The organism is Streptosporangium sp. G11, assembly GCF_051192615.1.
Classification (GTDB): domain Bacteria; phylum Actinomycetota; class Actinomycetes; order Streptosporangiales; family Streptosporangiaceae; genus Streptosporangium.
Genome location: NZ_JBPJUQ010000011.1, coordinates 48,982 through 65,447, shown reverse-complemented (window position 1 = coordinate 65,447; position 16,466 = coordinate 48,982). Strand labels below are relative to the sequence as shown.

15 protein-coding genes and 1 pseudogene are annotated in these 16,466 nt (G+C 71.9%); 9 read left to right on the top strand and 7 right to left on the bottom strand.

What is annotated here, in order from left to right; translation table 11 throughout:
• Positions 1 to 253 precede the first annotated feature (253 nt).
• The gene (locus ACSDR0_RS13940; RefSeq protein ID WP_435289201.1) at positions 254 to 1,282 is read right to left on the bottom strand and encodes a LacI family DNA-binding transcriptional regulator; all 1,029 of its coding nucleotides are present in this window, start codon (positions 1,280 to 1,282) and stop codon (positions 254 to 256) included.
• Positions 1,283 to 1,467: 185 nt separating this feature from the next.
• Here ACSDR0_RS13940 and ACSDR0_RS13935 point away from each other — a divergent pair, with 185 nt between their 5' ends.
• From ACSDR0_RS13935 to ACSDR0_RS13910, 6 genes are read left to right on the top strand one after another with little or no spacing between them, the layout of a single operon-like run.
• The gene (locus ACSDR0_RS13935) at positions 1,468 to 2,661 is read left to right on the top strand and encodes an amino acid ABC transporter substrate-binding protein (RefSeq protein WP_435289200.1); all 1,194 of its coding nucleotides are present in this window, start codon (positions 1,468 to 1,470) and stop codon (positions 2,659 to 2,661) included.
• Between the two features lie 4 nt (positions 2,662 to 2,665).
• Complete coding sequence (locus ACSDR0_RS13930; protein WP_435289199.1) at positions 2,666 to 3,553, top strand: branched-chain amino acid ABC transporter permease; 888 nt, start codon at positions 2,666 to 2,668, stop codon at positions 3,551 to 3,553.
• Positions 3,537 to 4,556, top strand: a complete 1,020-nt coding sequence (locus ACSDR0_RS13925; RefSeq protein ID WP_435289198.1) for a branched-chain amino acid ABC transporter permease — start codon at positions 3,537 to 3,539, stop codon at positions 4,554 to 4,556. Before ACSDR0_RS13930 ends, ACSDR0_RS13925 begins: the two co-directional genes overlap by 17 nt.
• A complete protein-coding gene (locus ACSDR0_RS13920; RefSeq protein WP_435289197.1) occupies positions 4,553 to 5,287 on the top strand; it encodes an ABC transporter ATP-binding protein in 735 nt (244 codons plus the stop codon). The genes ACSDR0_RS13925 and ACSDR0_RS13920 overlap by 4 nt, the downstream gene beginning before the upstream one ends.
• Before the next feature lie 10 nt (positions 5,288 to 5,297).
• The gene (locus ACSDR0_RS13915; RefSeq protein WP_435289196.1) at positions 5,298 to 6,200 is read left to right on the top strand and encodes an ABC transporter ATP-binding protein; all 903 of its coding nucleotides are present in this window, start codon (positions 5,298 to 5,300) and stop codon (positions 6,198 to 6,200) included.
• On the top strand, positions 6,197 to 7,402 hold the full coding sequence (locus ACSDR0_RS13910; protein ID WP_435289195.1) for a hypothetical protein: 1,206 nt from the start codon (positions 6,197 to 6,199) through the stop codon (positions 7,400 to 7,402). Before ACSDR0_RS13915 ends, ACSDR0_RS13910 begins: the two co-directional genes overlap by 4 nt.
• 116 nt (positions 7,403 to 7,518) lie before the next feature.
• On the opposite strand, the gene ACSDR0_RS13905 is transcribed toward ACSDR0_RS13910, so the two are convergent.
• Positions 7,519 to 7,683, bottom strand: a complete 165-nt coding sequence (locus ACSDR0_RS13905) for a hypothetical protein (RefSeq protein ID WP_435289194.1) — start codon at positions 7,681 to 7,683, stop codon at positions 7,519 to 7,521.
• Between the two features lie 209 nt (positions 7,684 to 7,892).
• Between ACSDR0_RS13905 and ACSDR0_RS13900 the strand changes: the two genes are divergently transcribed.
• On the top strand, positions 7,893 to 8,312 hold the full coding sequence (locus tag ACSDR0_RS13900) for a PPOX class F420-dependent oxidoreductase (RefSeq protein WP_435289193.1): 420 nt from the start codon (positions 7,893 to 7,895) through the stop codon (positions 8,310 to 8,312).
• Between the two features lie 641 nt (positions 8,313 to 8,953).
• Positions 8,954 to 9,475 (top strand): annotated as a pseudogene (locus ACSDR0_RS13895) (IS110 family transposase); the annotation flags it as partial.
• A 146-nt stretch (positions 9,476 to 9,621) separates the two neighbouring features.
• Here ACSDR0_RS13895 and ACSDR0_RS13890 read toward each other — a convergent pair.
• The 3 genes from ACSDR0_RS13890 to ACSDR0_RS13880 all read right to left on the bottom strand — a co-directional run bounded on the left by ACSDR0_RS13890 (position 9,622) and on the right by ACSDR0_RS13880 (position 12,117).
• The gene (locus ACSDR0_RS13890; protein ID WP_435289192.1) at positions 9,622 to 10,350 is read right to left on the bottom strand and encodes a spermidine synthase; all 729 of its coding nucleotides are present in this window, start codon (positions 10,348 to 10,350) and stop codon (positions 9,622 to 9,624) included.
• Between the two features lie 172 nt (positions 10,351 to 10,522).
• Positions 10,523 to 11,422 (bottom strand): LLM class flavin-dependent oxidoreductase, encoded by a 900-nt coding sequence (locus ACSDR0_RS13885; protein WP_435289191.1) that lies wholly within the window; start codon positions 11,420 to 11,422, stop codon positions 10,523 to 10,525.
• A gap of 95 nt (positions 11,423 to 11,517) precedes the next feature.
• Positions 11,518 to 12,117, bottom strand: coding sequence for a MarR family winged helix-turn-helix transcriptional regulator (locus ACSDR0_RS13880; protein WP_435289190.1), 600 nt, complete (start codon positions 12,115 to 12,117; stop codon positions 11,518 to 11,520).
• A 150-nt stretch (positions 12,118 to 12,267) separates the two neighbouring features.
• Here ACSDR0_RS13880 and ACSDR0_RS13875 point away from each other — a divergent pair, with 150 nt between their 5' ends.
• Complete coding sequence (locus ACSDR0_RS13875; RefSeq protein ID WP_435289189.1) at positions 12,268 to 13,863, top strand: LLM class flavin-dependent oxidoreductase; 1,596 nt, start codon at positions 12,268 to 12,270, stop codon at positions 13,861 to 13,863.
• Positions 13,864 to 13,917: 54 nt separating this feature from the next.
• On the opposite strand, the gene cydB is transcribed toward ACSDR0_RS13875, so the two are convergent.
• Together cydB and ACSDR0_RS13865 are read right to left on the bottom strand one after the other, a co-directional pair.
• On the bottom strand, positions 13,918 to 14,859 hold the full coding sequence (cydB, locus tag ACSDR0_RS13870) for a cytochrome d ubiquinol oxidase subunit II (RefSeq protein WP_435289188.1): 942 nt from the start codon (positions 14,857 to 14,859) through the stop codon (positions 13,918 to 13,920).
• Between the two features lie 11 nt (positions 14,860 to 14,870).
• Positions 14,871 to 16,358 carry a cytochrome ubiquinol oxidase subunit I gene (locus ACSDR0_RS13865; RefSeq protein ID WP_435289187.1) on the bottom strand — a complete coding sequence of 496 codons (1,488 nt, stop codon included), beginning with the start codon at positions 16,356 to 16,358 and terminating at the stop codon, positions 14,871 to 14,873.
• Between the last annotated feature and the right edge of the window lie 108 nt (positions 16,359 to 16,466).

Below are 16,466 nucleotides of genomic sequence, written 5' to 3'. Positions count from 1 at the left end.
TCGGGGGGTGAGTGATCCGTAAGCGCTTGCGAAAGCGCTTACGTTCGGGCCTGCGCCAGATGTTAACTCCGAAGATCGGGATGTCAACAGTCGCGATCGCCGAACGGTGCGGAACGGGCTCCCCGCGCCGCGGCACGGTCACGCCATTTCGGGGGGCGTTTCGCGGGTCTCCGCCGCGGGTTCGCCGGGTTCCGCGGGTCAACCGGATTTCGTGGGTTTACCGGGCTTTGTGGGTTTGTCGGGCTCTGTGGGTCTACCGGGTGAGGCGGGCCGCCCCGGACCTGGCGGGGACCGGGCCGGTGGAGGCGCGGACGACCAGCTCGTGGTCGGTGCGCCGGCGCCGGGGCCGGGCGGCGGGAGGCTTGAGGACGAGTTCGAGCGCCTGCCGGCCCATGCCGATCATCGGCAGGCGGATCGTGGTCAGGCCCGGGTAGACGTCGGCGGCCACCGGGATGTCGTCGAAGCCCGCGACCGAGACCTCGCCGGGGACCAGGCGGCCGTCGTGCAGCAGCCAGGACAGCGCGCCGACGGCCATCGGGTCGTTGAGCGCGATGACCGCGGTCAGCTCCGGGTGCCGGCGCATCAGCCGTGCGGTCGAGGACGCGCCGCCCTCGCGGGTGAAGTCGCCGTGCACGACGGGGATCGCCTCCCAGCTCAGGCCGTGCGCCTCGGCGGCGCTCCGCAGGCCGGTGAGCCTGTCCTCCACGGTGGTGAGGTTGGCCGGGCCGCCGACCACGCCGATGTCGCGGTGGCCGAGGCCCAGCAGGTGGCGCATGATGGTCTCCGCGCCGTTGCGGTTGTCCGGCAGCACCGCGTCGACCGGCAGGTGGTGGCGGCCTATCACCGCCACGCGGCCTCCCGCAGAGCTGAAGGACGCCAGCTCGGCGGCGGTGTCGACCTCGGTATCCGCCTCGACGTACCCCGATCCGGCCAGGACGATCGAGGTGACCCGGTGGGAGCGCAGCGTGCGGATGCGCGCCAGCTCGGCGCGCGGGTCGCGCTCGGTCTGGCTGATCATGGCCATGTAGCCGCGGCTCTCGGTCTCGCGCAGCACGCCCCGGGCTATCTCGGCGAAGTAGGGGTCGCCGACGTCGTGGACGATCAGCCCGATCATGGAGGCCTGCCCGCCGGCGAGGGCGCGGGCGTGGCTGTTGGGGATGTAGCCGACCTGGGCCGCCACCGCCTGGACGTGCGCCGCGAGCGTGGAGCTGACCCCGCTGCTCCCGGTCATCGCGCGGGAGGCGGTCGCCAGCGAGACCCCCGCGGCTCGTGCGACGTCCACCAGACGCGGAATGGCCGGACGCTCTTCCATTGTCGAAGTTACCCCCTTGTCACGTCGCTGTAATGCGTGCCATGGTAACCGAAAGCGCTTACGAAAGCGCTTTCGAAGGTGAAATCGATCCACGCTTTGGAGGGTTCGACATGGTAAGGGCTCCCCTCGCCCTCAGAAGCCTTGCCCTGGTAGCGATGTGCAGTCTAGGCCTTTCCGCCTGCGGCGGCATCGGCGACGAGCCGGCCACCGAGAGCGGTGGCACCGGTCCGGTCAAGGTCGGCATCTCCTTGCCGCTGACCGGTGATTTCTCCGAACCTGGCAAGGGAGTGCGGGAGGGGTACGAGGTCTGGGCCGACCGGGTCAACGCGGCCGGCGGCCTCCTCGGCCGGAAGGTCGAGCTGATCTTCCGGGACGACGCCTCCGACCCCAACCGTGTCGTCTCCGACTACGAGTCGCTCATCACCCAGGACAAGGTCAACCTGGTGTTCGGCCCGTTCTCGACCCGCCTGGTGATCCCCGCCGCCGAGGTCGCCGAGTCCTACGACATGCTGTTCGTCGAGCCCGCCGGCGCCGCCAAGGAGGTCTTCGAGCAGGGGTTCAAGAACCTGTTCTATGCCGCCCCGGCCATCGCCGGCGACCACTACAACTACCTGGCCGACTACATCCTGGCGCTCCCGGCGGACAAGCGGCCCAAGACCGCGGCGTACGCCTCCCTGGACGACCCGTTCGCCCAGGGCACCGCCTACGGCCTGCGCGACAAGCTCGCCGCGGCGGGCATCAAGACCGTGGCCGACGAGGTCTACCCGCCGGAGACCACCGACTTCGCCCCCATCGCCGCCCGGATCGCCAACGCCAAGCCGGACATCGTGGTCGGCGGCACCCAGTTCGAGGACTCCGTCGGCCTGGTCCGCGCCCTGCAGGAACTCGGCGCACAGCCCAAGCTCGCGGCCTTCTCCACCGGTCCCACCCTGCAGGAGTTCCCCGAGGCGGTCGGCGGCGCGGTCGAGGGCATCCTGTCGCCCGTGGGCTGGTCGCTCAACTCCGGCTTCCCCGGCAACGACGCCTTCGTCAAGCGCTACACGGAGATGTTCAAGGGCGAGGCCAACGAGGACGCGGCCAACGGCTACACCGTGGGCCAGATCGTGCAGGCCGCCGTCAAGGCGGTCGGCTGTGTCGACCCGACCGAGGCGTGCCAGACGAAGCTCGCGGACCACATCCGCGCGGGCACGTTCGAGACCATCGTCGGCCCGCTCTCCTTCGACGACAAGGGCCGGCCCGAGGCCGCGCACATGATCCAGCAGTACGTGGACGGCAAGGTCCAGATCGTGCTGCCCGAGGGCTCCAAGGCGCAGACCGCCAAGCTGGTCTTCCCCAAGAAGGACTGGTGACCTGATGCCGTCAGGCTCCCTCCTGCTGCAGGGACTTGCCCTGGGCGTGCTGACAGGCGGCCTGTACGCCCTGCTCTCCTCGGGCCTGTCCCTGTACTTCGGCGTCATGCGCGTGGTGATGGTCGCCCACCCGGCGTTCCTCATCGTCGCCGCCTACCTCACCTACACGCTCAACGCCCGCCTCGGGCTCGACCCGCTGCTCACCATCCCGCTCACCGCCCCGCTGTTCTTCGTGGCGGGCGTGGCGATCCAGCGGCTGCTGATCTCCAGGCTCGCCTCCGACACGATGGCGATGATGTCGGTGCTGCTCACCTTCGGCATGGCCCTGATCATCGAGGGCGTGCTCGGCACCGTCTACACCGGCTCCTACCGGTCCATCAGCATGGAGTACGCCACCCAGTCGCTGTCGCTCGGCGCGGTCCGCCTGCCCTACGACCGCATCATCGCTTTCGGCGTCGCCACGCTCACTCTCGGCCTGCTCTTCGTGGTGCTGCGGATGACCCGCTTCGGCCAGTCCCTGCGCGCGACCATCCAGCACCCGCAGGCGGCCCGGCTGGTGGGCATCAGGACCGACCGGGTCACCGGATACGGCTTCGGGCTGGGCCTGGCCACCGCGGCGGTCGGCGGTGCCGTACTCGCCCTGATCACCCCGTTCTTCCCGGCCGCGCACTGGGCCTGGATCGGCAAGCTGATGGCGATCATCGTCGTCGGCGGCCTGGGCAGCGTGCAGGGGGCCGCCGCCGCCGCGCTCATGCTCGGCGTCATCGAGAGCCTGGTGCTGGTCACCGTCGACGCCACCTGGGCCACGATGATGTTCTACGTCTTCCTCTTCCTGACCCTCGTCGTGCGGCCCCAGGGATTCTTCGGAGGCCGCCTTGCGCAACGGTTCTAAGGCGAAGGCCGGGCTCCTCGCGCTCGGGGCGCTCCTCGCCCTGGCCTACCCGTGGCTGGCGCCCAACACCTATCTCCTCTACGCCGGCGTGCTCACCGTGATGTACGCGGTGATGGCCACCTCGTGGAACCTGCTCGGCGGGTTCACCGGATACGTCTCCCTCGGCCACTCGGCGTTCTTCGGGCTCGGCGCGTACGGCACCGGCCTGCTGATCACCCGGGCCGAATGGAACTGGATCCTCGCGCTGTTCGCCTCGGCCGTCGTGGTCGCGCTCTTCGCCGTGCTGGTCGGCATCGCCGCGGTCCGGGTGCGCGGGGCCTCCTTCGTGATCGTCTCCATCGCCCTGGTTTCCATGATGAACCTGCTGGTCCAGGGCTGGCGGTCGCTGACCGGCGGCTCCACCGGCCTGCGGGTGCCCGCGCAGTTCCGCGAGCTCAACCGCGGCGAGACGCACCTGGTGTTCTTCTACCTCTTCCTGCTCCTGCTCGTCCTGACCCTGCTGACCTGGTGGTTCGTCGACCGCTCCCGGTTCGGCAGCGGCCTGCGGGCCATCCGCGAGGACGAGGACAAGGCCGAGTCGCTCGGCGTGCCGACGGTCGCGTTCAAGGTCGCCGCCTACGCGCTGTCGGCGCTGTTCGTGGCGCTGGCCGGCGGCCTGTACGCCGTCTGGTTCCGCAGCCTCGACCCGATCTTCGTCTTCTCGATCCTGATCGGCTCCTACATGGTGCTGATGAGCCTGCTCGGCGGGGTCCGCTACCTGTTCGGCCCGTTGCTCGGCGCGCTCATCGTGGCCCCGGCCGGGGAGTACTTCCTGGTCGCGCTCGGCGAGTCGCAGATCCACCTGACCGCGACCGGCCTGCTGCTGGTGCTCGTGGTCCTGTTCATGCCCGAGGGGATCATCCCGGCCGCCGCGAGGCTGCTGCGCCTGAGACGGCCCCCGGAGGCGTCGATCCGCGAGGAGACCGCCGCGCAGCGGGCGGAGATGCAGGAGGCGGTCCGATGAGCACGTCGCTGCGCACCGAGGGCCTGACCAAGGCGTTCGGCGGCGTGACCGCGGTGAACGGCGCGACGGTCGAGCTGGTGCACGGCAAGATCAACGGATTGATCGGGCCGAACGGCTCCGGCAAGACGACCTTCTTCAACCTGGTCACCGGGATGATCCGGCCCGACTCCGGGCGGACCCTCTACGGGGACAGGGAGATCACCCGCTACTCGCCGCACCGCATCGCGCACGCCGGGCTGGGCCGCACTTTCCAGCTCTGCCGGGTCTTCCCCCGGATGACCGTGCTGGAGAACATGCTGGTGGCGGTGCGCCGCACCCGGCTGCGCGAGCTGCTGGCCGGCAGCCACGACAGGGGAGAGGTCGAGCGGGCCCGCCACTGGCTGCGCCGGGTCGGTATCGACCACCTGGAGCACGCCGAGGCGCGCAACCTCTCGTACGGGCAGCAGAAGCTGCTGGAGCTCGCGGCCGTCTTCATGGGCGACCCCGAGCTGGTGCTGCTCGACGAGCCCGCCGGAGGGGTCAACCCGGCGCTGATCGAGCGGATCGTCACCCTCGTCCGCGAGCTCAACCAGGAGGGACGGACGTTCCTCGTCGTCGAGCACAACATGGACATGGTCATGGGGATGTGCGACCACGTGATCGTCTTCGACCGCGGCGCCCCCATCGCCGCGGGCCCGCCGGCGGTCGTGCAGAACGACCCCCGAGTGCTGGAGGCCTACCTCGGTGTCTGACGTGTCTGAAATGCCTGCTCCGCGGGAGACCGTTCTCGAACTGCGCGACGTCGAGGCCGGATACGGCAGGGCGGCGCTGGTGCTGCGCGGGCTGTCGGTCACGGTCCACGCGGGTGAGGTGGTCTGCCTGGTCGGGCCGAACGGCGCGGGCAAGTCGACGGTGCTCAAGGTGGCCAGCGGGCTGCTCGTCCCGCGCTCGGGCTCGGTGCTGCTCGGCGGCCGGGACGTCACCGGCGCCTCGCCGCAGGATCTTCTGGGCAGGGGGATGGCCCACGTGCTTCAGGGGCACAGCGTGTTCCGCGAGATGACGGTCGAGGAGAACGTGCGCCTGGGCGGCTACACCGTCCGGGACAAGGCCTGGCTCAAACGGCGCGTCGAGGAGGTCAAGGAGATCTTCCCGGTGGTCGGCGAGCGCTGGACGAGCATCGCGGGCCTGCTCTCCGGCGGCCAGCAGAAGCAGGTGGAGTTCGCCCGCGCGCTCATGCTGGAGCCCAAGGTGATCCTGCTGGACGAGCCGTCGATGGGCCTGGATCCCAAGACGACCTCGACCGTCTTCAAGCAGATCGACCTGATGCGCCAGACCGGGGTCGCCGTCCTGCTGGTCGAGCAGAACGCCCGCCGCGCCCTGGAGATGGCCGACGTCGGCTGCGTGCTGGACCTGGGCCGGGTGCACATCTCCGGACCGGCCGGAGAACTGGTCGAGGACCCCCGCCTGGGAGCCCTCTACCTCGGCGGCAGCGCCGCCAGGAAACCGGCCGGCCCGCCCGAGACGCCGGAGGGCACGGAAGGAAAGCCGGAGGGCGCGGCAGGGGGAACGCCGGAGGACTCGCCTGGAGCGCCGGAGGGCCCGCCGGGAACGCCGGAGGGCGCGGCGGGGGGGACGCCGGTCAAGGCCGACACCACCCCGGCATGACGTCGTCCTCCCCGCCGGCCCCGTCCTCCCCGGGCAGGGCGGGCCGCCGCTGGACCGGGGCGGCCGGGGCGTGGCTCGGGCTGGGCGCCGCACCGGCGACACTCACCATGGGGGCGGCGATGGCCGACCGCCACGGCGGGGCGGTGCCGATCGTCGCCGTCCTGCTCGGCGCCGCGCTCATGGCCGCGCTCCTGTACGGCCAGGGCATGCTGGGCCTGGGCTCCTCCCGCGCCGAGGGCGGCACGCTGACGGATGTCGCGCCCACCTACCTTTCCCCGGCCGCGCGCACCGCGGTGGGCATCCTGCTCACCCTGGCCATGATCGGCTGGAACGGCTTCAACGTGGGGCTGGGCGGCGCCTCGCTCGGCACCGTGACCTCCCTGCCGGGACCGGTGGGCGCGGTGCTGCTGGCCGCCGCCGTCCTGGCCGCCTCCTACGCCTCCGGCCGGCTGGGCAACCGGATCGCGGTCGTCACCACGCTCGCGGCGCTCGCGCTGGTCGCCGTGTGCGTGATCAGGCTGAGCCCGCCCGTGCTGCCGGTCACCGCCGACGTCCGCGGCATCCTGCCGGACGTGGCGGTCCTGGTCGGGTACGTCGCCGTCTTCGCGCTGCGGGCACCGGACTTCAGTCACGGCCTCGCCGGGCGGCGGGACCTGCTGGTGTGCGTGGCACTGCTGGTGGTCCCCGCGTCGCTGGCGACCCTGGCCGGCGCCGGGGTGTGGCTGCGCACCGGCTCACCCGACGTGGTCGCGACGCTGGCGGGCACCGGTGACATCGCGGCGTTCGGCAACCTCTTCGTCACGGCGGCGGTCTTCGCCCCCAGCCTGACCACCACCTACTCCGGCGCCCTGGCGATCAGGTCGGTCATGCCGGGGCTCTCCAGGACCGCGGCCATCCTGGCGGTCGCCGTCCCCGGCACGCTGCTGGCCGTCCTCCGGTTCGACCTCTATCTCCTGCCCTGGCTCTCGGCGCTGGCCGCCGCCCTGCCCCCGCTCGTCGTCCCAATGGCCGCCGAGGCCTGGCGCCGCCGCCGGGGCGGCACGCCCCGCGTGATCCCCGTCTGGACGTGGGTTCCGGCCGGTGTCACGGCCACCACCCTGGCGCTCCTCGGCGTCCCCGCCGCCCCCGTCGCCGGCCTCGCCCTGGCCCTCGCCGCCACCGCGCTCAACGCCTTCGGGCGCAGGCCCCCGGCGTTCTCCTGACGCGGGGCGCGTCCCGGCCGGAAGCCCGTCGCACGGGCCGCGGCGATGACCCGCGGCGCGCCGTCGCGCCGGGAGGACGAGGTCGTGCAGCCGGGCGGTCCGGCGCTCCCGGGCGGTCATGCCGTGGCCAGGCGGCGCAGGCCGGTGTGGGCCACGCTCCGCAGGCGTTCCAGCTCCGCCCGCAGTTGCCGGCGTCCCTGGGGGGTCAGCTCGTAGGGCCGGCGGCGGGCGTCGTCGGTTTCGTGGGGTGTGATCAGCCCGAGCTCCTCCAGCCGCCGCACGGCGCCGTCCCGGGGGCCGGGCTGATCAACGCCTCCTCCCTTCCGGATGGTCGGCCCTGACCGGCATTCCGCCGGGCTCCTTCGCGAAGTGGGGCATATGCGAAGGGTCGCTGAACGGTCACCATGTGCGATATGAAACCGTGGATGTATCCCGTGAACCGCACGCGTCACCTTCACCGCGGGGGACGCCGGGGCGAAGAGGAGTGATCATGTCAAAGCCGCCGCTTCCCGATGATGCAGTCGCCATGCTGAAGAAGCCGAATCACGCCGTCATCACCACGCTTCAGCCCGACGGCCAGCCCGTGTCCACGGCCACCTGGTATCTCTGGGACGACGGCCGGATCCTGGTCAACATGGACGAGGGCCGCAAGCGGCTGAGCCACCTGCGCGACAACCCCCGGGTCGCCCTCACCGTGCTCGACGCGAACGACTGGTACACCCACGTCAGCATCGTCGGGCACGTCGCCGAGATGCGAGATGACAAGGACTTCGCCGACATCGACAGGCTGGCCCGGCACTACCTCGGGAAGCCGTATCCGCAGCGGGACCGCGGCCGGGTCAGTGCCTGGGTCGAGATCGACAGCTGGCACGGCTGGGGCGCGCACAAGGACACCAGCCAGCCCGGCTGACGACCGCTGTCCGCGAATCCGGCATCGGCGCGGGGTGCTTCCCGCCCCCCGCGAGAACGGGCCGAGGGGGCTCGTGGCACTCACCCCGGTGCCACGAGCGCGACGTCGTGGGGGAACGACCCGCGGCCGGGCTCACTCGTGGCCGGTTCGCTCGGCGTGATCACTTCCCTTCCGGCGAAGGAGGGGCGCCGCGAAAGGCGGACCGGGACGGCATGAGGCCGCGCCGGCGCGCGGTGGACTCGGGGGAGGCCCGCCGGACGGCGGGCCGGAGAACGCCTTTCCGGACATCGCATGATCGGCCATGCCGGCTTCCGGCCCGTCCGGACGGTGGTTTCCGGTGAAAGGCGCCGCTTCGGCATTGGTAATATCCCGACCCTCTAATCAGAGTTATCGGGTCTGCTACTGGGCAGATTCGAACCGGTAGCCGCCGGCGGGTGAGCACTCCGTCCCCCTGAGCCCTTTCGGGAGCCCTGCTAAAAGATCGTGCCCCTACCGGTCGGCCGGGAGAGGTAGTCGCTGCTGGGATGTCGTGCCCACCGCGTGGTGTGAGCACTCCTTGATTAGGTCGCCGATGGCTCTCCCGCAGGCTCCCTTGAGACAGGTCAATTCGAGGGCAGGAGAATTCGAGGGCAGGAGAAGCGGTGCGATTGTTCGTGGGCGATGACTGGGCAGAGGATCATCACGACGTCGAGCTGATGGACGGCTCAGGTCGTCGGCTGGCCAAAGGCCGCCTGCCTGAGGGCATGACGGGAATGGCGCGGCTGCACGCGATGATTGGCGAGCAGCTCGGTGAGCAGCAGGCCGAAGAAGCAGAGGTGGTGATCGGCATCGAGACCGACCGTGGGCCATGGGTGCAGGCACTGGCCGCCGCTGGCTACACGGTGCTGGCGGTTAACCCGCTGCAGGCGGCCCGCTATCGGGATCGGCTACGTGTCTCGGGGGCCAAGAGCGATGCCGCCGATGCGCACGTGCTGGCCGACATGGTCCGCACCGACTCTCACCAGCTGCGCCCGGTGGCCGCCGACGGCTCCGAAGCCGAAGCGATCAAGGTGGTGACGCGAGCGCACAAGACACTGATCTGGGAACGCACCCGCCATGCCCAGCGGTTGCGGCACGCGCTGCGCGACTACTTCCCCACCGCGTTGGCGGCCTTCGATGACCTGACCGCCGCAGCCTGTTCAGGTGGCGGGCGGATCGGTGGCCGATCCGGTAAGGCGGCATGGAGGGGATACGACGGTCGGCCGTGGTGAAACCGGGGTGATTCGGCGTGCGACCCGCGGCTTCTGGAGACACCGGGCAGGACGACCGCTCAGTTCTCCGGGCCGGCGTTTCTCGCGACGTAGACGGTGTTGGCCGATTCGCCGCCCCGCAGCGGGTTGGGGAAGGTGACGACGTGTGCCCGCGAGGTCGCGAAGACCTCCGCGAGCACGGCGGTGAAGTCCGGGTCCGGCGGGTCGTCCGACCACAGGGCGAAGACGCCGCCCGGATGGAGGCGTCCGGCGAGCCCGCGCAGGCCCTCGGGGGTGTAGAGGGCGGCGTGGCTCGGGTGCAGCACGTGGCGCGGCGTGTGGTCGATGTCCACCAGGATGGCGTGGAAGAGCCGGTCCGGGGTCTCGGGATCGAGGCCCGGACCGGCGGCGACCATCGCGAAGAAGTCGCCGTGCACCAGGCGGCAGCGGGCGTCCGCCATCAGCAGGGCGCCGACCGGCAGCACCTTTCGCTGATGCCACTCGATCACCTCGCCGAGCGCGTCGATCACGACGAGCGAGCGTACGCGGGAGTCTTCGAGCACCGCCTGGGCGGTGTATCCGAGCCCGAGCCCGCCCACGGCGACGTCGAGGTCCGTGCCGGGCAGTGCCGCCAGCCCGAGCCGGGCGAGTTCGATCTCGGCCACCGTGAACAGGCTCGACATGAGGAAGTCGTCGTCGAGTTTGATCTCGTAGACGTCGACGCCGAGCGAGGGCTCCCGCCGGCGCCGCAGGCTGATGGCGCCGATCGGCGTCTGGCGCCAGTCGATCTCCTCGAAACGCGCGCTCATCGCAGCCGTCCGTCCATGGTGAAGAAGGCGGCCGGGCTGATGCCCGGGTCGGCCCCGGTGATGTCTGACCCGAATCTATCTTGACGGCGGGACACATCCCGCGGGTGGCGCGTGCCGCCACCCGCGGAATGTCCGCCTGGGACGAGCGTGGGGGCCGGAGGCGCTCCGGTGGTCAGGTCAGGAGCGCGCGGGCCTCGGCCAGCAGGTCGCACTGCTCGCGCCAGTCGCCTCCCGCGAATCCCAGGACCACGTGGCGCGCCCCGGCCTCGTGGTAGGCGGCCAGCCGCTCGGCCACCTGTGCCGGTTCTCCGGTGACGGGCAGCTCCATCGCCTCCTCCAGCGGGATGCCGTACCCGGTGATGCCCGAGGCGATGGACGCGCGGGTGGGCAGGCCGGGGGCCGGGCCGAGGACGCCGGTGGCGCCGATGGCGACGACCGGCTCCGGGCGTCCGTGGGCGGCGGCGAGCTCGGCCAGCCTGGCCCTGCCCGAGGCCACCGCCGCAGGCGGGATCATCGAGGGGAACCAGCCGTCCCCGTGGCGTGCCGCCCGCCGCACGGCCACCGCCGACGCGTTGCCGACCCAGATCGGCGGGGGCGTCACGGCCGGTTGGAGCCGCGCCTCTCCCGGCTCGTCCACCAGCGGGACGCTCTCCCCGGCCAGCAGTCGCGCCAGCAGCTCCAGCGCGGTGTCGGTGCGCCTGCCGCGCTCCCCGTACGGCACCCCGGCCGCCGCCCACTGCCCGGCGCCGCCGCCGGACCCGACGCCCAGGACCAGCCGCCCGCCGGAGACGTACTGCAGGCTCGCGACCTGTTTGGCCGCCCACGCCAGGGGGCGGATCGCCGGGACGAACACGCTCGTCCCGATCCGGATCCGCGTCGTCGCCCCCGCCGCGACGGCCAGCGCCACGGCGCAGTCCAGCGACGCCGCCCCGGTGGCCAGGTGGTCGCCGTGCCAGACGCCGTCCAGCCCCGCCTGCTCGGCGTGCCGTGCCGCGGTGCCCAGGTCGAGCCGCTGCTCCCGCTGCGCGGCGACGGCGGGGAGGATCACTCCGATGTCCATGAGGGGTGCCATGGGGGCATCCTTCAACCTCAAGCGTTCTTGAGGTCAATTCCGTGTCCGTGAGGGCGAGGGCGGGCATCGGTCGCCGTACCCGCGGCGGCCGGTGCTCAGCCGCGGGCGGAGCGCCGCGGCTTGGCGGGGGCGGCGGGGACGGCGGGAACGGCGGGGACGGCGGGGACGGCGGGGACGGCGGGAACACTGTCGGGGGCCAGCTCCTCGACGAGCCGGCAGGTGCTGTGCACCGGGTCGTGGGTGTTGGCCTCGACGGCCAGTTTGCGCAGCAGCTCCCGGAACACCGAGCGGTCGGCCGGATCCAGCGGTGCCAGCACGTGGTCCTCGGCGTGTTCCAGCCGGGTCTGCGTGTCGTTCCAGACCGCTCTGCCCTGCTCGGTGGCGACGACGCGCTTGTTGCGCCGGTCGGCGGGATCGGGGCGGCGCTCGACCAGGCCGGCCTTCTCCAGGTCGTCGAGCAGGTAGGTCATGACCGTCTTGTCGACGCCCAGGCGCTGTGCCAGCGCGCCCTGGCCGCCGGGGAGCCCCTGGGCCGCGGCGGCGAGCACCTGGTAGCCGCGCGGTCCGCCGGGGAGGTGGCTGACCAGCGCGTTCGCGGTCCTGACGTAGGAGCGGAAGACCACTCCGAGGGTCCAGCCCAGGTCGCTGTCCAGGGCGTCCGGGGTCTCGGCGCTGGAAGGTCGGGTTGCGGGCATGCCACGAGATTACCAGGATCGGCGGTCTGGGAGACCTTCTGTTTGACAATTCATCTGCTTTACATACGATCTGTCCTGCCGCAACATCGCGGTGCCGCGCGTCCGGGAGGACGCGTGCCGCGCATCCGAGATGACGCACCGAGGAGAGACATGGCCGACTACGGGCACGAGCTGCTGTTCGGGACCTTCCTGACCCCGGTGGCCGACCAGGCCGAGAGGGTCGTCGCGCTCGCCCGGCTCACCGAGCAGGTCGGCCTGGACCTGGTGACCGTGCAGGATCATCCGTACCAGGCGCGGTTCCTGGACACGTGGACGCTGCTGTCGGTCATCGCGGCCGGCACCTCGACGGTGCGGGTGTCGCCGAACGTGGCGAACCTGCCCCTGCGCCCGCCCGCGATGCTCGCCCGAAGCGTCGCGACCCTGGACATCCTCAGCGGTGGCCGCGTCGAGCTCGGGCTCGGAGCGGGCGCCTTCTGGGACGGGATCGCCGCCGTCGGCGGCCCCCGGCTGACCGCCGCCCAGGGGGTCGACGCGCTCGAGGAGGGCATCCAGGTCATCCGGGCCATGTGGGAGGCCGGGGGCGGAGCCGTGCGGGTGGACGGCCGCCACCACCGCGTCTGGGGGGCACACCCCGGTCCGGCGCCCGTTCACGACGTCGGCATCTGGCTGGGGGCCTACAAGAAGCGCATGCTCGACATGACCGGGAGGCTCGCGGACGGCTGGCTGCCCAGCAGCGCCTACGCCGCCCCCGACGCCCTCCCGGCCATGAACGAGGCCGTCGACGAGGCCGCCCTCGGCGCGGGACGCGCACCCGCCGACGTCCGGCGCCTGTACAACATCTCCGGCACCTTCACCGGTTCCGGCGGCGCCTTCCTGCGGGGACCGGCGGGCGTCTGGGCCGAGCAGCTCGCCGAGCTCACCCTGGAGCAGGGGATGAGCGCCTACATCCTCGCGAGTGACGACCCCGACGACATCCGGCGTTTCGCCGCCGAGGTCGTTCCCGGCGTACGCGAGCTCGTGGACGCCGGGCGCGCCGGTTCGAGCGTGCCCGCCGCCGCGGACCGGCCCGCCGAGGTGGGCGCGCCGACCGGCGTACGGAGCGCGTCACCGGCCGCCACCGCGCCCGCCCGCACCGCGGGAGTGGTCCCCGCCCTGGGGGTCACGCCGACCCCGGACGACGGCACCCGGCTCGCCGACGTCCAGATCTGGGACGAGACCACCCGCCCCACCGGCCCGGCGCCCGACCCGGCCCGCACCTACACGCCCAGGGAGCAGGCGGCCGGACGCCACCTCGTCGACGTCCACGACCACCTCCGCCAGGAGCTGGCCGAGGTGCGGCAACTCGTCGAGGAGGTCACCGCCGGAGCCATGGACCCCGGCGTCGCGCGCTCGCACATCAACACGATGACGATGCGCCAGAACAACTGGACGGTCGGCGTGTACTGCGAGTCCTACTGCCGCGTCGTCACGACCCACCACACCATCGAGGACCAGAGCCTCTTTCCCCACCTGCGCCGCGCGGACCCCAGGCTGGTGCCCGTCGTCGACCGCCTGGAGCAGGAGCACCACGCCATCCACGAGGTCCTCGAAGGCGTCGACCGGGCGCTGGTCGCCTTCGTCGCCGAACCGGACGGTCACAAGGCCCTGCGGGCCGCCATGGACTTGCTGACCGACACGCTCCTGTCGCACCTGTCGTACGAGGAGAGGGAGCTCGTCGAGCCGCTCGCCCGGCTCGGCGTGCACTGAGACGGCCGGTCGACGGCGGCCGGCCGGGACGGCGGTCATCGACGGCCGGTGCTCTCAGGACACCTCGGCGACCAGGCGCCTGCGAAAGATCCAGTACGACCAGGCCTGGTAGCCGAGCACGAACGGCAGCGCGATCAGGCCGATCCAGGTGAGCACGCCCAGCGTGTACGGGCCCGAGGCGGCCTCGGCGACGGTGAGGCCGGGGAACGGGGCGGGCCACAGGGCGCCGAACAGGGCGGCGGCGCCCAGCGCGATGGACGAGGCCGTGGCGGCGAAGGCCCAGCCGTCCCGGCCGCGCCAGGTCAGCGCGACCCCGGCGGCCAGGGCCGCCATCGCGGCGAGCGCGCCCGCCCACAGCCATGGGACCGCCGACCAGGCGCCGATCGTCGTGCCCGCGACGGGGATGTGCGACAGGGCCACCACCGCGGCGGGCAGCGCCACCGCGGAGGCGATCATCGCGGCGCGCCGGGCGCGGGATCGCACCGGCCCGGTGGTCTTGAGCGCGACGAACACCGCCCCGTGCAGCACGCACACCGAGAGCGAGAACACCCCGCCGACCAGGGCGGCCGCCGCGCTGCTCCGCAGCAGGTCCGCGAAGATCGCGCCCCACAGGAACGCGGGCAGGGCGCTGCCGACCAGCACGCCCAGGTCGCACCAGGCGCGGTCGGAGGCGTGCCGGACCTTGCCGCGCCACTCCAGGCCGACGCCGCGCACGATCAGCCCGACGAGGACCAGCACGATCGGCAGGTAGAACTCGCTGAGCAGCCCGGCGTACCAGGCGGGGAAGGCGGCGAACATGGCGCCGACCGCGGTGATCAGCCAGACCTCGTTGCCGTCCCAGACCGGGCCGATCGTGCCCAGGACCTGCTTGCGTTCGGCCTCGTTCCTCGCCAGTGCCGGTGCCAGCATGCCCACGCCGAAGTCGAAGCCCTCCAGCACGAAGTAGCCGGTCCACAGGAACGCGATGACCGCGAACCAGAAGGTGGTGAGTTCCATCGTCGTCGCCTTCAGTACATCAGGGTCGGCTGGAGCCGGGCGTCCGCGATCTCGTCGTCGCCGCGCGAGGGCGGCGTACGGGGAGCGGCGGGGGCGACGGGCTCGGGGCCCGCCTTGACGTGGCGCGTGAGCAGTATCGCCTCGACCAGCGCGAGCACGCCGTACAGCGCCGTGAAGACCGCCAGCGAGACGGCCACCTCGGCCAGGCTGACGCCCGGCGAGACGCTCGCGGCCGTGAGCAGCTCGCCCTGGACGGTCCACGGCTGGCGGCCGATCTCGCTGAGCAGCCAGCCGGCGATCACCGCGATGGTCGGCAGCGGCAGCGCGAGCAGGCAGATCCGGGCGAACCAGGCGGGGACCTCCCTCGGGGCGCCGCGGCGGCGCCGGGTCAGCCAGAGGCCCAGCACCGACAGGCCCACCGTGGACAGGCCGAAGACGATCATCACGCGGAAGGACCAGAAGACCACCGGGAGGTTGGGCAGGTAGTCGCCGGGGCCGAACCGCTCCTCGTAGCGCGCCTGCAGGTCCTCGGTGCCCTGGACCACGGCGTTCGGGTCGTTGGTGGACAGGAGGCTGAGCAGCATGGGCACCTCCAGTCCGGGGACGGGCGAGAACGGCGCGCCGGCGGTGTCGTGCCGGAGCCCCTCGGCCGCGGCGAGCTTCATGGGCTGCTGCTCGTACAGCAGCTTGGCCGACGTGTCGCCGCTGCCCGCGACCAGGGCGCCGGCGATCGCCGTCATCAGCAGCGCGGCCCGCATGGGGGTCCGCCAGATGCTCGCGCCGCCCCGCGGCGCCGGCGCGGTCCCGTCGGGGCCGGGAGCGGTGCCGTCGAAGCCGGGCGCGGCGCCGGTGGAGCCGGGAGCGGTGCCGGTGTGGCGCTCTCGCAGGAGGTGGTAGCCGCAGATCGCCAGCACGAAGCCGCCCGCCACGACGAAGGCCGCCGCGATCACGTGGGGCACCTGGGCGAGCGCGGTGGAGTTGGTGAGCACCGCCCACAGGTCCGTCATCCTGGCCTTGCCGTCGACCACCTCGTACCCGACCGGGTGCTTCATCCAGGCGTTGGCGGCGAGGATGAAGTACGCCGACAGGTTGGATCCGATGACCGCGATCCAGATGGTGGCCAGGTGGACGCCTCGGGGAAGTTTGTCCCAGCCGAAGATCCACAGGCCGATGAAGGTCGACTCCAGGAAGAACGCGAGCAGTGCCTCCAGGGCCAGCGGGGCGCCGAAGACGTCGCCCACGAAGATCGAGTACTCGCTCCAGTTCATGCCGAACTGGAACTCCTGCACGATGCCGGTCACCACGCCCATCGCGAAGTTGATCAGGAAGAGCTTCCCGAAGAACTTCGTGAGCCGCAGGTAGTGCTCCTTGCCCGTGCGGTACCACGCGGTCTGCAACCCGGCCACGAAGACGCCGAGGCCGATCGTCAGGGGTACGAACAGAAAGTGGTACACGGTGGTCACCCCGAACTGCCACCGGGCCAGGTCTAGTGCGTCCATCTTTCCTCGCGTTCCCTTCACGGGCCTGGAGCTCTACCGCTTGTAGTTCTACTTCTAGTAGTACTACGAGTTGTAGAGCAACGGGCGAGGAGGGCGCCGCGAGCCGCT